This window comes from Fredinandcohnia onubensis, from assembly GCF_002734285.1.
Classification (GTDB): Bacteria; Bacillota; Bacilli; order Bacillales; family Bacillaceae_L; genus Ferdinandcohnia; species Ferdinandcohnia onubensis_A.
Window position 1 is genome coordinate 12146 of the sequence record NZ_NSEA01000011.1, and the last position, 14292, is coordinate 26437.

The following is a 14292-nucleotide window of genomic DNA, read 5'->3' on the forward strand; positions in this document are numbered from 1 at the left end:
TTCACGAATCGCATCTTATGGATACATTATTACTTTATTTGAACATGAATCGTGTGGTCAAGATTGTAATTCGTTAAATCATTATGGACGACTTGTATCTTTAAAGTATGCTCGCCCTTTGTCAGCCCTTTAATGATAAATGCAGCCGTAGATATCTTTTCTGTCCGTCGGCCATCGACTAGAACATTAAGATGGCCCTCCCCTTCATTCTTATGGCCGCCACTTTGTTTAAACGTAAAATTTGGGATTATGCACTCCAGATATACATCATTTCCCCTAACATGGTGATTCACATGAAGAGTTCGTTCTAAATTGTTCGCCACGTTCTCAGTTATCGTAGCCTCAACCGGATTTTCATATATATAAACATACAGGAAACAAAGAAAAAAAAGGGACATAACAAACTTGTACAACTTTCTACCACTCCTTTTTTCCTAGTTTTTCCTATCACATTACAAATATCCTGACTTCCCTAAAAAAAAGAGCGACTCTCAAAGAGTCGCCATACCATTAATCACTTTGTCGCATGCCTTGATACATCTGTAGCATGAAAGAGGCCATTTCTAAAGACTGGTTGAGTTTTTGCACTTTATGTGGAAGGGTTTGTTTAAAATACGATTTTGACTCCATTTCAAGTCTTTGAAAATCATTAGGATTTCTGGTTAATTTCCTGTACCAAACTGGGTTTTGACGTACAAAAGTACGAAGTTGTTTTTTTGTTTTGAGGTATTCATAGGTTTCTTTTCGCATCATACTCTCCCTTCTTACCTAATCTTTTCGAAAGGCAAACGGTTGAGGAGGTCGGTGCGAAGACTGCCCTTGATTGGGCTTTTCTTCTCCACGAAACTGATGGATGACTGCTTGAATCGTTGAAATGGCTTCACTTACATTTGAGATTTGCTGCTGAATATTATTCATATCGGCATTTTTAAAAGATGAAAAGATCTTCCCAATAAAATCTTCTTTGTCACTTTCTTCTGTCTTACTGTTGTTATTTTTATATTTTTCCCACTTCTCATCATTCTCACCAAGTATATACCAATCTTCATATACTTCCTGCCAGTTAAGGGCTCCTTTTCGGACTTCCTGAACCAGAATTGGATGCTTTTTAACAAAAGATTTAAATTCTTGAACGGATGGATGAAGTTTTTTTCCCATACCAATCACCTCTTTTTCATACGATTGCCTACTATAGTTTATCTTTAATAAATTGATTTGTTCGCCCATTTTAAATTGCATTAAGCCCAATATCATTGTTAAAATAAGAATAATAAAAATATTATGGATTTGAGGTAACTACATGGAAGATCGTATCCTACAAAAATTACAAACATTTTTCGTTGAGGCAAACGAAGAAGAAAGACAGGCATTAGAACAAGTAATTGATGCAGTAATACGTAAACAAACAAAACAAAATGGATCTTATATTGGCGGCTTATTACAAACAAGTCGAAAAGTCCTTGATAATCAAACCTATGAAATTACCATTCCTAATACGGAGCTAATTCAAAACTCATTAAAAATCGTCCATGGCGGGATTACAGCAACTCTCCTAGATTCTGCCATGGGTTCAGTTGTGCACAATGTTCTCCCACATGATAAAGGTGCCGTAACAACTGAAATGAAAATTAATTATGTGGCTCCAGGAATCGGAAAAGAATTACGCTGTGTCGCGCAAATGATACATAGAGGCTCAAAAATATGTGTGACTGAGGGTAGAGTATTCCGTGACGATGGAACATTAATCGCTCATGCAACAGGCAGTTTCTTTATCATTGATCGTCCAAGCAAAAAATAACGAGGTGTAGGAATGGTTACAGCCATTGTCATTCCACTCATAATTGTCTATTTTTATGTACTTTCGAAGAAGGAAACAAAGAAATATGAGGAAAGATGGAAAGCTCTTGAGAATATAAAAGAGGAAGCCGTAATCAAAGGTCGGGTTATCAATAAGAATGAAGAAAAGCAACGCTATTATTACCATAAATTCGTCCTTGTGACTGAATTAAAAATAAAAACGGCCACAGGCACTATTAAAGCTAAACGGATCATTCCACTAAGGGATGGACATACACCGGCTCAAATCAAAATGGGTGATGAAATTTCGTGTATTGGTGAATGGAAAAAAGATCATTTCCAGTTCTACAAATATCACATCATAGTAAATAAAAAGTAAGCAATACACTTAGTTGCATTGCTTACTCCCATTTTTGAATAAAGTTTTGCGTATAGTATTTTTCGTATACCCCTACCCCAAGAAAGTTGTATTCCTCGCTTAAAAGAGTCTCACGATGTCCTTCACTATTAAGCCATCCTTCAACAGCTGCAATACCATCAACATATTTTGCTGCAATATTTTCTCCCGCAAGTTGATAGCTTACCTCTCCATTAGCTAAGCGGTCAGCTAGGCCACCCTTTGTTGGCGAGGTGTGGTCAAAATAGTCATTCGTACTCATATCTTTACTATGTAAATAAGCAACACTAGCTAACTTTTCGTCCACTTTTAGTGGGTGAAGTCCATGTCTAGCTCGTATAACATTGGTGATATCTAGGATTTGGGCTGAGTTTCCTTCTTCTACTTCCTTCCATTCTACCTTTGTAACTTCTTTTGCGGATAGTAGTTCACCTCGATATGCTAATTCATAGGGACGAAGCTTGATCAGCGTCTCTCCATCTAAAAAACGAATGCTCGAAATCTCATTCGTAAACGTATCCACATATACTTGTACATAGACATTCCCCATCGCAATCAAAGGTCTAGCATTCATTTCTTCTTCAGTTAACTCAAATCGATATGGATTTTTATCCACATTCAAAGAGATTTTAGATTTTATTAAGCCTTTTGAACGTAACTCTTCAATAGGTTGTCCAATTTCAAATGGTTCAACTTGTACGTCACTCCCTGTTCCAAATACGGTAACAACACGATCATTTTCAATCCCCACCTGGATATAATTTTGTGGGATAGAGTTGTACACCCACCAATTATAATCATAGGATGAACGGTCTATTCGGTTGGGCTCACCGAGTATTTCTACTATCTTTGAACTCTCCACTCCAATGAACGAATAGAGCCCTTCAAATTGATGAATCTCCTTTTGATAGGGTAAAGTGGTTTTTTCAGTACTTACATGGTTTGATAATAACTTATTATCGTTTATCCCATTCACTATTTCTGTTCTTCCGTGTTTGATAGAAATATAAAAAATGCTAGAAGCTAAAAGTAAGATAGTAACTGCAATCTTAGCCAATTTCAGAAGAACCACTTCCTAACATCAATCATTTTCTATCATATATATTAAACTTTTCCTAGATTTATGCGTTAAACGAGAGAATAATAAAACAGGCACCAATTAGGTGCCTGTTGATTAGTGTAGTTGGTCTTGTTCAGATATGTCACTTAATGCTTCTCCTGCATGACTATCAGACATTTTGTTTGTTGCCAAGTCACCTAATGATACAATCCCTACTAATTGACCATTCTCAACAACTGGTAAACGTCTAATTTGATGTTTTGCCATCAATTCGGACGCTTCTTCAAGTGACGTTTCGGGAGAGCATGTAATAAGATTATCACTCATCACATTCGTTACTTGATTGGAGCCTGATCTTTTTTCCGCATACCCTCGTACAACTAAATCTCGATCAGTGATCATTCCGATTAATTTTTGATCTTCTAAAATGGGAATTGCACCAACATCTAAATCCTTCATTTTAACTGCTACTTCATATACATTATCAAGGGGCGTACAATATTCAACATCAGTACTCATTACATCACGAACAGATTCCATTGTATCCTCCTTTTTAAACAATCACTTTATTAATCTTATTTACCGATAAACATTTGGGTCCAATAATGTCTTTTTGAACCACCTTCTGCATACCCTACGCCAATATGCGTAACATCACGTTTTAGAATATTTGCTCGATGTCCAGGGCTGTTCATCCACGCGTTCACAACTTCTTGAGGTGTTCTCTGTCCAGCGGCAATATTTTCAGCTGCTGTTCGATAAGAAATCCCAAAGTTTCGCATCATCGTAAATGGTGAGCCATATGTAGGTGAAGTATGGTCAAAATAGTTTCGGTCTCTCATATCTACAGATTTATATCGTGCCACACGTGACAGTTCCCAATCAATTTTCAATGCAGGTAATCCGTATTTTGCACGTTGTTGATTGGTTAAGGAGATAACCTGATTCTCAACGCTTTTGACATTATCCAGAATTGGAATTGTTACCTTTTGACCCGGATAAATGAGGTTAGGGTTACTAAACTGCGGGTTTGCTGAAATAATTTCGGACAAACCAACTTGATATCGTACAGAAATCTTCCATAAAGTATCACCAGGCTGCACGGTGTATGTAGTCGTACCTTGTCCATTCGCAATCATTGGACCACTTAAAATAAAAAATAAACCTGTAATCATTAAAAGAAATTTCTTCATCTTATCCCTCCTTTCTTTGTTAGTTTGACCAAATCTGAAGAAATTCCACATAAAATATTTTTTTATTTTTCGTGACATATTAATGTCAAACGTTGCAACTTCTATCTTTTCGTACTATTATTATACTGAGAACATATAAATCGTTGTTTGACGGTTTTTGGAGGGATATTAAATGAGATTTGAAAATACGGGGATTGAAAACGTAACAATCGAATTACCAAGATTAACTGACATAATGAGATCAGAAGGTTTTATTCTAGCAGGTCAGTGGGATTATGAGAGAATTACATACGACCGTAAGTTTGAAATTAAAGGCGATATTTACTACCTTCGTGTACAAGGTCATGCGGTTGAGGGAGTAATCGAAGAAAATGCAACTGATGCAGTCGTTAAACTACTCACACCTTTCGTTGGTAAGTACTATTACCCACATGGTGTCGAATATGGAGAAGGCGAAGTTTTCCCTAAAACATTAGTAGATCAATGTGAACGCATCTTAGCAAAAGTAAAAGAAAATATTGATGCGGTTGTAAACGCATAAGTTTGCATGTAAAAAGGAACAGTCGTAACTGTTCCTTTTTTTACGTTGTTGTTAGTGGTTGTTTATTAGTAAGACCTTCCACTTTAATTGTAAGACTAGTTAAGCTAATCCCGGTCATACTTTTTATCTCATGTAAAATCGCTGCTTGCAGGAGTTCACATGTCTTTTTTATTTCTAAGCCGTATTCAATGGCGATTTTTACCTCAAGGGCTATCCCTTCTTCTTCATCTTCAATTACGGTTATACCATTTTTATGAAAATTCCGATTAAGAATTCCAGAGACCCCATCCTTTAATCCTGATACAATCGTAACCCCTTCAATATCTTCGGCACAAATCGACGCAATCATTGCTAATACATCATTCTTAATATATAGCGAACCATTTTCTAATGATTTTCTTACCACCCCAACCACACTCCTTTTCAATTTCAAGACCACCATGGTTACTCCTACCATATGCAATAAGGAATGAATTGGGCACTAGTCTAGAAAAATAATTCTTTATTAAATCACTTTACGAAGTTCCCAAGTTAAAAACTTACCATCCTTCTTTGTACATCTCATACCTAGCTTTTCAAAAAGCTGGATTGATTGATAGTTACTATCACTACATTCCATAAGTACTTTTTTTGCGTCCGCTTGTGTAACAAGCCAATCAATTAAAGCGTCCACCGCTTCATAAGTTAAGTTTGTTTTTTGATATTCTCGATTCATTGTATACGTCAATTGGACATTACCTTTCTTATCTGGTTTTCCATGAAGATAAATATCGCCAATAATCCGTTTATCGGCATAATTAATGATTAGCCATAATCCCCAGCCATACTGATTTTCATCCTTCTCAAGCTTTTCTATATAAAACGGAAGAATACCTGTTATTAATGGAGATGGCCAATTTTGTGGAATCGTTATAGGTGATCGTTTTTCAAGTTCTTTGCGATGAAAAACTAATGACTTGGCAATATCCAAAGAACATGGAACCAATAATAAGTTTTCTGTAAAGATCTCAATCATCCTTAACACTCCCCTCTAAGAAAGATACGTTATGTGCATTGAATAACAAAATAAAAAGGTGCTCTAGAATATTGTATTCTAGAACACCTTATACATATTACAAACAATCCATTCTACCATTGTTTAAAAACCTAAAATTGCTTTTAACATTGATGTTGTTTCTCCGCCCTTGTAGAAGACATACAACAAGAAATAAACCGCTACACCCGTCAATGCTGTAAAAAACCATATAATGCTTGTGATGGGTCCCAGCTTACGGTGCTTTACAATATTATTTTTATAGCCAAGGTATAATGTTATCACTCCGAATATTGCACCTGTTGTTGCCAAGAATATATGAAAGATTAAAAAGATCGTATAATATATCTTAACATCGTCAGGTCCGCCAAATGAAGTATTTCCGAAAAATACCGTTCTCGACATATAGATAATGAAAAAAATCAAAGCAAAAATAGCAGCAGTCGTCATCGCTTTTTTATGTGCATCAATTCTTTTTTGTTTAATTAAATACCAACCGATGGCAACTGTTACTGCACTCAAAACAATAAAAATGGTGCTTACTGTAGGCAGAATCGGTAAATTCATAGTTAACCTCTCTCACATCGTTCTCTCTATATTTTCTATTAGTTTGTTTGGGGCTTGAGTAATTGCTCGTCAAGTATTTTTTCTTCCTCACGTTCCTTACGAACCCATTCAAAGAATACTTTCGCTAGTAAAATCGCATAAACAAACTCTTGAATAATTTTCATAACAACACCGCCAGTACGTTGGTCTTCAAGTGGTGGCATGAAATTAAACATCTCTGGTCCAGTAAGATTTAGACTGGCAAGCATAGAGGCTGGTACACAAAGTTCTAGAGCAGTTACCCATGAACCAAGCTCTGTATATGTTGAATACATAGCTACATCAGAAAAAATAATAAGTGCACATGCAGGTGTTAATAACATACCGTCAGCAAAAATGTAACCAACTTTTTTAAGTCCACTCAATGTGTTCCACTCTTCTACCTTATTAATTAAAGGCCACCACATAAAGAAAGCAGCAATAAAAATAAAAGTAGTTGTTGCAGCATGAATGAACACACCCGTCTTAACAAAATCAAAAACAAGTGGGATATGATATAAAGAAAATGAACCGTTAAATACAACTAAAGCAATTAAAGGCTTTGTAAAAAATATAAAAAGTGGCTTTATTACTTTGAGATTTATAAAGGATCTCCATAACCAATTAGGTACACCCAAAATAAAAAATATCGGTACAATTAAATATAGTGTAGCCATTTGTGTCATATGAGCAGTCATAGTCATATGGCCTAGTAAATCAATCGGACTTCCTTTACAAAAATAAAGTAGTGCCATTCCGACCACAAATAATATCTTTGTTTTAATTGAAGTAGGTTCAGAATGAGCAAATCGATGTCTCCATGGACCAACAATCATAAGATATAGAATCGTAATGACGATAAGTGAAACTAAAAAATAGGGACTCCATAATGCCCGAAAACCAAAGATATCTATAGACATCTCCATCTCACCCCTCTTAATAATATAAACAATGTACACATACTATTAATTATACCTCTAGGAAAATAGCCATGCAAACAAACCATTTATGAACATTTAGTGTCTAAAAAAAGAAAGTCGGTTTTTACACCGACTTTCTCCGAATCTTACCACCAAATAATTGTACTAAAGCATAGAACAGTGATAGCAGCAATTAATATTCCAGAAAACATGAACATTTTTGGTGCTTCATGTCCTTTATGATTCATGTGCATGAAGTAATACAATTGTAAGATAACCTGAATCACAGCTAATAGAAGGATAAATGGAACTACAAACCAAGGTGAAAATTCACCGTATCCAACTGCAATAAAGGCAATGATAGTAAGGAATATCATGAGAGCAAAAGAAATGACATGGTGCTTCATTTCTTCCGCACTTTTTCTTCTACGATAGGCTAAATCAACATTCGAATTATTAGTATTATTTGTCATGTGTTTATCCCACCATTCCCATTAGATATACAACAGTAAAGATGAACACCCATACTACGTCAATAAAGTGCCAGTAAAGGCTAAAGACATAAAACTTAGGTGCATTATATAAATCTAATCCACGGTTAGCGTTTCGAATCATAAGTGCAAGAGCCCAACATAGTCCAAATAGTACGTGAGCACCGTGAGTTCCAACTAAAAGATAGAAAGCAGAGCCAAATGCACTACCTGTGATTGTATGACCTAGATGTACATAGTGGTTAAATTCATAAATTTCCAATCCTAGGAAAGCCGCACCAAGTAGTACAGTTAGACCCAACCATAGTTGCATCTTCTTAAAGTTGAAGTTCTTCATATGGTACATAGAGTACACACTTGTTAATGAACTTGTTAAAAGAATCATTGTCATCGTAAAAGCAAGTGGTATTTCAAATAAATCCTGTGACGATGGACCTGTTCCATTACTCTTGTTTAATGCTAAATAAGTTGCAAAGAGGGAAGCGAAAAGAACTGTTTCGCCTCCAAGGAAGAGCCAAAAACCTACAAATTTATTTTTTCCTTCAAGGGTCGCTTTCTCAGGCTCAGCAGGAAAAGTTTCAGCTGTTAATTTTTCTTCTGCATGCATTATGCCTCAACCCCTTTCTTATCATCATCATCCATTAAATCTGCTTTATGAATGTGGTAGCCATGATCATCGATAATTGAGCGTAGTAGCATCGCACCAAATGTGATGATGCCTCCAATGATCATTACTGGAACTGACCAGCTAACACCATCTGGATGGTGTAAGAAACCGAAAGCTGCAATAAATAGTCCTAAAGAAATGATGAAAGGCAGGATTGAACTGTTTGGCATATGAATGTCTCCAAGTGGTTCTGCTGGAGTCATCTCTTTCTTGCCTTGCATTTTTTCTACCCATAAAGGATCTAATCCACGGACTAAAGGTAATTGCTTAAAGTTATATTCCGGTGGTGGTGATGAAATAGCCCACTCTAGAGTACGGCCATCTTCCCAGGCATCAGCTGTTGCATTTTCTCCTTTAATTGATGTGATAACAATATTGTAAAGAAGAACAATTACACCTAATGCCATGCCAATAGCACCAATTGAACTGATTAAGTTTCCAAGTTCCCAACCATGGTTTGGTAAGAATGTGAATACACGACGTGGCATTCCCATTAGACCAAGGAAATGTTGGATAAAGAATGTTAAATGGAAACCAATTAAGAATAACCAGAAAGTTATTTTTCCAAGAGTATCGTTTAGCATTTTACCAAACATTTTTGGCCACCAGTAGTGAGTACCCGCGAATACTGCTAATACAACTCCACCAACAATAACATAGTGGAAGTGAGCAACTACGAAATAAGTATCATGATACTGGTAGTCTGCAGGTGCAGAACCTAACATTACACCAGTTACCCCACCCATAATGAATGATGGAATAAATGCAACTGCATATAACATCGGTGTTGTAAATTTAATTGAACCGCCCCACATCGTGAAGAGCCAGTTAAAGATTTTAATACCGGTCGGTATAGCAATTGCCATTGTAGCAACCGCGAAAATCGCGTTCGCAATTGGTCCTAGACCCGTTGTAAACATGTGGTGAGCCCAAACCATGAATCCTAAGAAACCAATTAATACTGTTGCGAATACCATTGAAGAGTATCCGAAAAGTCTTTTTCTAGAGAATGTTGCAAAAATCTCAGAGAAAATACCAAACGCTGGGAGAATTAAGATATAAACTTCTGGGTGACCGAAGATCCAGAATAAATGCTCCCAAATAATTGTGTTTCCACCCATTGATGGAACGAAAAACGCAGTACCAAAGATACGGTCAAACATCATTAATAACAACCCTACAGTTAATGGAGGGAATGCAAATAGTATTAATGCTGAAGCAACAAACGTAGTCCATGTAAATAATGGCATACGCATATAAGTCATACCAGGTGCTCTCATTGTGATGATAGTTGCTAAGAAGTTAATACCACCAATTAAAGTACCGATACCTGAAATTTGAAGACCAAGTACATAGAAATCAATACCATGACCTTCGGAGTGCAATGCAAGCGAAGCATAAGATGTCCAACCTGCATCAGGTGCTCCACCCATAAACCAACTTAAGTTTAAGAATACTCCTCCAAAAAAGAATAACCAGAAACCTAAAGCATTAACAAATGGGAAAGCTACGTCACGTGCACCAATCTGAAGGGGCATGACGGCATTCATAAATCCTAATAAGAGCGGCATGGCTGCCAAGAAAATCATTGTTGTACCATGCATTGTAATGATTTCATTGAAAAAACCAGCAGTTACAAAGTTATTATCTGGTACAGCAAGTTGAATACGAATAATAAGAGCTTCGATTCCCCCTAGAAGGAAGAAGAATCCACCCGCTATTAAATAAAGTTTAGCAATTTTTTTATGGTCAACGGTTGTTAAATAATCCCATAAAGTAGCGCCAAACCCTTTTTTCTGAGCTACAGTACTCACAATGTGACCTCCTTATTCTAAATTTCGTACATTAATCTTCGACACTAAGGCCCATTAGATATTCAGCTAAAGCATCTAAATCTTGTTCAGATAAACCTGCATGATCATAAGTTCCTGTCATACTGTTACCTGGTTTAATTGATTCAGGATCCTTCAACCAATCTTTCAAGTTTTCTTCGTTGTATTCTAATTTACCAGCAATGCTAGAACGATCACCAAAGTTAGCTAAGCTTGGTGCAGTCGGACGCTTTTCACCTGGGTTGATTGCGTGACATGCGATACAGCCGTTTGCAGTAAATAATTCTTCCCCAGCTTTTGCAACATCATTTGCAGGTACGTGTTCTACGTCCTTAGCAGCAACCATTTTGTCAACCCACTGATCATATTCAGCACGTGGAACTGGTTTTACTTTGAAATCCATTAAAGCATGTGAAGGACCACAAAGTTCAGCACACTTACCATATAATAAGCCGCCAGCATCTTCTGTACTTTTAGAGTCAAACTCTAACCAGAATTTGTTTACGTTATCTGTATTAGTGTCTAATTTCCCACCTGCGGCTGGAATCCAGAATGAGTGCTTAACATCAGATGCTATAAGTTCGAAATATACTCTTTCATCAGTAGGAACAATTAACTCTTGAGCAGTTACAATACCATGGTCAGGGTATTCAAATTCCCACCAATATAGATTTGCAGTAACTTTAACTACTACTGCGTCCTCATCTCTTGTTCCTTCTTCCATTGCTTTTACGTCAGCTAATTCAAAAGTAGCAGATACTGTTGGAACTGCTAACACTAAAAGTAAAAGAATCGGAATAACAGTCCAAATGATCTCTAAAGTGTGATTTCCTTCGACTTGCTTAGGAATCTTGTTTTCGTCACCTTTTTTACGTCTGAATTTCACTAAAGCGATAACGAAGATAATTGTAACGATTGCAATAACGATTACCATGATCGATGTGGCCAGGATCATTAAATCTAACTGCATTTTTGCAACTTCCCCTGCTGGGGTAAGTGCAGAAACGAATGGTTCCCCACACCCTGCTAACAGCAGCGCCATGAAACTAAACAGTGTGAACAAGCGCAATTTTGGTAGCCATTTTTTCATAGCTTAATCAAACCCCTCTTTCAATAATATTTTGCTACTATCTTTATTGATAAAGATATTAAATCCTTCTACTTGATATAGAAGAATTATTTATATTTTGAAACCCACTTACACTAATGTAACGATTATCATTGTTACAAACATAATCGTTAAGTAGTTAAGCGAGTAAACAAACATCTGTTTTGCCCATTTGATATCATCTTTCTTTTTAAAACCACTGATACCAAGGACTAACCAACCGATATTTAAGACGGTTGCAATTATTACAAATATGCCGCCTAAAGAAAACATATAAAAAGGGAGTGGAAGCAAGCAAAGAACCCAAATCATGATTTGTCTCTTTGTCATTGCAAACCCGTGTACAACCGGCAACATAGGAACTCCTGCCGCACGGTATTCTTCAACTCGTCTCATCGCAAGTGCTAAAAAATGAGGCGGTTGCCAGATAAACATAATAAAAAACAAGAGCCACGCAAGTACGTGTAAGTCTGGATCAATCGCTGCCCACCCAATAAGAGGAGGTACAGCTCCAGATATACTTCCGATTACGGTATTAATTGTATATCTGCGTTTTGACCACATTGTATATAAAACGATATAAGAGAAAACTCCAATTAATCCAATCACTGCAGCAGTAACTGTAGTAAGAAGTAGAAATCCAGTTCCTATTAGTATGAGTATTAATCCCAATACTAAAACATGTTTAGGATTAATTCTACCGGTTACAGTTGGACGTACTTTTGTACGTTCCATCACATGGTCAATATCTCGATCATAGTAATTATTCACCGCACAGGAACCAGCAATAACTAATGCAGAACCAACTAGCGTATATATAACGATATAAATCTCCTGCAAAAAGCTTTGACCAGTAAAGAACAAGGCAAGCCATACACCCGTAAAGGCGGTGATTAGGTTGGAATTTACAATCCCAATTTTTATGATTGCTAGGAAATCCTTATAGGCAGTGGTTCTATATTCCTGATCACGATTTTTTTCATTCTGTATTTTTTCATCTGCACTAAGTACAGATCTTGTCGTCGTCATCATGAAGCCTCCTTATTTTATTAACGATACTTTCAAACATTGCATACAGCAATCTCATCAGCCTCATTTTTTCAATTAATGTGATACCATCATTCTGCACTATCTTCAATCTTAAAAAACGCAATTATAAAAATAAAGCGTTTTCGAGATGTGAGGTATGTATAAAAAGTACAAGTTTTATGTTATCTAGTTTATTATGTTGTAGATATTATAAATTATATTAAAAAATACCCTTTCTGTATATTAAATCACATTTTTAAGTTTTTTTGTGAACATTTCGTTAATAATTTATGACTTTTTTGTGACCTTTAAATGACCGCAAAACCGCTATTTAAACACTATTATCACTATATTAATAGTGTTAATCCCTTGTTTATAGGTACTTGTCGAAATTTAAAACAATTCCCCTATCTATTTCTAGCAAACTCCTTCATATTTTTCAACCTTTTTTACTACAATAATAAATTTTTTTCAATTTAGAGTGGGTTGTAAACAAATCGTAAATTGTGTAATATCGATAAGAGTGTTCCTTTGAAAATTAACTATTCTTTAGTTATGATATATATCGTAAAAATAAAGGTAGAATTTAGGGATAACTGCAAAGTAAAGTTGAATACTAGAAAATGCTATAGTTTTATAAAAGTAAGAAGGTGATTTTTTGAGCCGTTCATTAAAATGGTTATCTGTTTTAACAACGATCGGTATGCTATTTGTGTTAATCGGTGGTGCGCTTGTAACAAAAACAGAATCAGGAGCTGGTTGTGGAGATTCATGGCCTTTATGTCATGGACAGTTAATCCCTGAAGAAATAACGTTTGAATTAGTCATTGAACTAAGCCATAGAGTTGTTTCTGGAGTTGTGGGGATATTAGTATTAGCTTTATCTATTTGGGCTTGGAAAGCAATCGGTCACATCAGAGAAACGAAATTTTTAGCATTTATATCCTTCTTTTTCTTAGTTTTACAAGGACTGATTGGTGCTGCAGCAGTTATGTGGGGACAATCTGATATAGTACTAGCCCTTCATTTCGGTATTTCGCTCATTTCCTTTGCATCCGTACTATTGTTGACGTTGCTTATTTTCGAAATTGATAAAAAGTTTGATGCCGACTCACTTGTGATCGACAACAAACTACGAACTCAATTTTACGCCATCACTATTTATAGTTTAGTTGTTGTATATACTGGTGCACTCGTGAGACATATTGGCGCTTCACTTGCTTGTCCTGATTGGCCTGTGTGTACTTACAACAATATTGGCCTCCCCACTCAAATCCATGAATGGGTTCAAATGGGGCACCGAGCATTAGCTGGTGTATTATTTATTTGGGTATTAACCCTTTTCATTCGCATTTACAAGCACTATAAGCACGAAAAAGTTCTCTATCGTGGCTGGATGATCGCTCTTGGTTTAGTGTCGATTCAAGTTGCTTCAGGGGCCGTCATTATTTTTTCCAGACTAAATTTATTTATTTCTCTAGCACACGCTTTATTTATTGCTTGTTTATTTGGAGTATTTAGTTACTTTATTCTATTATCTTCAAGAAGCAAGAAAAATGAGATGGCATTACGAACAGAGGCTGAAAAAGCGAATGAAGAATCTATAAATTCAAATCAAACAATTACAGTTCAATAAGTC

At 36.1% G+C, this 14292-nt stretch carries 19 protein-coding genes; 4 read left to right on the forward strand and 15 right to left on the reverse strand.

The features are described 5' to 3' along the window. Nucleotides 1–29: 29 nt before the first annotated feature. The 3 genes from CKJ95_RS11420 to ylbD all read right to left on the reverse strand — a co-directional run bounded on the left by CKJ95_RS11420 (nt 30) and on the right by ylbD (nt 1158). Entirely contained in the window at nt 30–413 is a 384-nt protein-coding gene (locus tag CKJ95_RS11420) for a hypothetical protein (RefSeq protein ID WP_099353557.1), read from the reverse strand. A 97-nt stretch (nt 414–510) separates the two neighbouring features. Continuing rightward, a complete protein-coding gene (locus CKJ95_RS11425; protein ID WP_099353558.1) occupies nt 511–750 on the reverse strand; it encodes a YlbE-like family protein in 240 nt (79 codons plus the stop codon). A gap of 18 nt (nt 751–768) precedes the next feature. Further along, nucleotides 769–1158 (reverse strand): YlbD family protein, encoded by a 390-nt coding sequence (ylbD, locus tag CKJ95_RS11430; RefSeq protein WP_099353559.1) that lies wholly within the window; start codon nt 1156–1158, stop codon nt 769–771. Between the two features lie 142 nt (nt 1159–1300). On the opposite strand from ylbD, the gene CKJ95_RS11435 reads away from it, so the two are divergent. Continuing rightward, nucleotides 1301–1798: a PaaI family thioesterase gene (locus CKJ95_RS11435; protein WP_099353560.1), complete on the forward strand. Its 498-nt coding sequence runs from the start codon at nt 1301–1303 to the stop codon at nt 1796–1798. Nucleotides 1799–1810: 12 nt separating this feature from the next. Then, nucleotides 1811–2176 carry a hypothetical protein gene (locus CKJ95_RS11440; RefSeq protein ID WP_099353561.1) on the forward strand — a complete coding sequence of 122 codons (366 nt, stop codon included), beginning with the start codon at nt 1811–1813 and terminating at the stop codon, nt 2174–2176. A 22-nt stretch (nt 2177–2198) separates the two neighbouring features. Here CKJ95_RS11440 and CKJ95_RS11445 read toward each other — a convergent pair whose 3' ends face one another. The 3 genes from CKJ95_RS11445 to safA form a co-directional block, all read right to left on the reverse strand. Continuing rightward, nucleotides 2199–3251, reverse strand: coding sequence for a CAP domain-containing protein (locus tag CKJ95_RS11445; RefSeq protein WP_257215770.1), 1053 nt, complete (start codon nt 3249–3251; stop codon nt 2199–2201). A 117-nt stretch (nt 3252–3368) separates the two neighbouring features. Beyond that, nucleotides 3369–3794, reverse strand: a complete 426-nt coding sequence (locus tag CKJ95_RS11450; protein ID WP_099353562.1) for a CBS domain-containing protein — start codon at nt 3792–3794, stop codon at nt 3369–3371. 35 nt (nt 3795–3829) lie between these two features. Beyond that, the gene (safA, locus tag CKJ95_RS11455; protein ID WP_373604851.1) at nt 3830–4393 is read right to left on the reverse strand and encodes a SafA/ExsA family spore coat assembly protein; all 564 of its coding nucleotides are present in this window, start codon (nt 4391–4393) and stop codon (nt 3830–3832) included. A gap of 226 nt (nt 4394–4619) precedes the next feature. Here safA and CKJ95_RS11460 point away from each other — a divergent pair, with 226 nt between their 5' ends. After that, nucleotides 4620–4988 (forward strand): YugN family protein, encoded by a 369-nt coding sequence (locus CKJ95_RS11460; RefSeq protein WP_099353564.1) that lies wholly within the window; start codon nt 4620–4622, stop codon nt 4986–4988. A gap of 40 nt (nt 4989–5028) precedes the next feature. On the opposite strand, the gene CKJ95_RS11465 is transcribed toward CKJ95_RS11460, so the two are convergent. The 9 genes from CKJ95_RS11465 to cyoE form a co-directional block, all read right to left on the reverse strand. Continuing rightward, nucleotides 5029–5394 carry an Asp23/Gls24 family envelope stress response protein gene (locus CKJ95_RS11465; RefSeq protein ID WP_180271482.1) on the reverse strand — a complete coding sequence of 122 codons (366 nt, stop codon included), beginning with the start codon at nt 5392–5394 and terminating at the stop codon, nt 5029–5031. Nucleotides 5395–5493: 99 nt separating this feature from the next. Then, on the reverse strand, nt 5494–6003 hold the full coding sequence (locus tag CKJ95_RS11470) for a GNAT family N-acetyltransferase (protein ID WP_099353566.1): 510 nt from the start codon (nt 6001–6003) through the stop codon (nt 5494–5496). A gap of 123 nt (nt 6004–6126) precedes the next feature. Then, nucleotides 6127–6588, reverse strand: a complete 462-nt coding sequence (locus tag CKJ95_RS11475) for a DUF420 domain-containing protein (protein ID WP_099353567.1) — start codon at nt 6586–6588, stop codon at nt 6127–6129. 38 nt (nt 6589–6626) lie between these two features. Continuing rightward, entirely contained in the window at nt 6627–7532 is a 906-nt protein-coding gene (gene ctaG, locus CKJ95_RS11480; protein ID WP_099353568.1) for a cytochrome c oxidase assembly factor CtaG, read from the reverse strand. 140 nt (nt 7533–7672) lie between these two features. After that, nucleotides 7673–7999 (reverse strand): cytochrome c oxidase subunit IVB, encoded by a 327-nt coding sequence (gene ctaF / locus CKJ95_RS11485; protein WP_099353569.1) that lies wholly within the window; start codon nt 7997–7999, stop codon nt 7673–7675. Nucleotides 8000–8003: 4 nt separating this feature from the next. Next, on the reverse strand, nt 8004–8624 hold the full coding sequence (locus tag CKJ95_RS11490; protein WP_099353570.1) for a cytochrome (ubi)quinol oxidase subunit III: 621 nt from the start codon (nt 8622–8624) through the stop codon (nt 8004–8006). Then, nucleotides 8624–10498: a cytochrome c oxidase subunit I gene (gene ctaD / locus CKJ95_RS11495; RefSeq protein WP_099353571.1), complete on the reverse strand. Its 1875-nt coding sequence runs from the start codon at nt 10496–10498 to the stop codon at nt 8624–8626. Before ctaD ends, CKJ95_RS11490 begins: the two co-directional genes overlap by 1 nt. Nucleotides 10499–10529: 31 nt before the next feature. Next, nucleotides 10530–11606 carry a cytochrome c oxidase subunit II gene (gene coxB, locus CKJ95_RS11500; protein ID WP_099353572.1) on the reverse strand — a complete coding sequence of 359 codons (1077 nt, stop codon included), beginning with the start codon at nt 11604–11606 and terminating at the stop codon, nt 10530–10532. 108 nt (nt 11607–11714) lie between these two features. After that, nucleotides 11715–12614 (reverse strand): heme o synthase, encoded by a 900-nt coding sequence (cyoE, locus tag CKJ95_RS11505; RefSeq protein WP_306475363.1) that lies wholly within the window; start codon nt 12612–12614, stop codon nt 11715–11717. A gap of 697 nt (nt 12615–13311) precedes the next feature. Between cyoE and CKJ95_RS11510 the strand changes: the two genes are divergently transcribed. After that, nucleotides 13312–14289 carry a COX15/CtaA family protein gene (locus CKJ95_RS11510; protein ID WP_099353574.1) on the forward strand — a complete coding sequence of 326 codons (978 nt, stop codon included), beginning with the start codon at nt 13312–13314 and terminating at the stop codon, nt 14287–14289. Nucleotides 14290–14292: the final 3 nt, after the last annotated feature.

What these genes read in the sequence shown, in the direction of transcription:
- CKJ95_RS11490 (WP_099353570.1), bottom strand. Translation starts at nt 8,624, where the DNA reads ATGCATGCAGAAGAAAAATTAACAGCTGAAACTTTTCCTGCTGAGCCT.
- CKJ95_RS11470 (WP_099353566.1), bottom strand. Translation starts at nt 6,003, where the DNA reads ATGATTGAGATCTTTACAGAAAACTTATTATTGGTTCCATGTTCTTTG.
- safA (WP_373604851.1), bottom strand. Translation starts at nt 4,393, where the DNA reads ATGATTGCGAATGGACAAGGTACGACTACATACACCGTGCAGCCTGGT.
- CKJ95_RS11440 (WP_099353561.1), top strand. Translation starts at nt 1,811, where the DNA reads ATGGTTACAGCCATTGTCATTCCACTCATAATTGTCTATTTTTATGTA.
- coxB (WP_099353572.1), bottom strand. Translation starts at nt 11,606, where the DNA reads ATGAAAAAATGGCTACCAAAATTGCGCTTGTTCACACTGTTTAGTTTC.
- CKJ95_RS11475 (WP_099353567.1), bottom strand. Translation starts at nt 6,588, where the DNA reads ATGAATTTACCGATTCTGCCTACAGTAAGCACCATTTTTATTGTTTTG.
- ctaG (WP_099353568.1), bottom strand. Translation starts at nt 7,532, where the DNA reads ATGGAGATGTCTATAGATATCTTTGGTTTTCGGGCATTATGGAGTCCC.
- CKJ95_RS11425 (WP_099353558.1), bottom strand. Translation starts at nt 750, where the DNA reads ATGCGAAAAGAAACCTATGAATACCTCAAAACAAAAAAACAACTTCGT.
- ylbD (WP_099353559.1), bottom strand. Translation starts at nt 1,158, where the DNA reads ATGGGAAAAAAACTTCATCCATCCGTTCAAGAATTTAAATCTTTTGTT.
- CKJ95_RS11450 (WP_099353562.1), bottom strand. Translation starts at nt 3,794, where the DNA reads ATGGAATCTGTTCGTGATGTAATGAGTACTGATGTTGAATATTGTACG.
- CKJ95_RS11460 (WP_099353564.1), top strand. Translation starts at nt 4,620, where the DNA reads ATGAGATTTGAAAATACGGGGATTGAAAACGTAACAATCGAATTACCA.
- ctaF (WP_099353569.1), bottom strand. Translation starts at nt 7,999, where the DNA reads ATGACAAATAATACTAATAATTCGAATGTTGATTTAGCCTATCGTAGA.
- CKJ95_RS11435 (WP_099353560.1), top strand. Translation starts at nt 1,301, where the DNA reads ATGGAAGATCGTATCCTACAAAAATTACAAACATTTTTCGTTGAGGCA.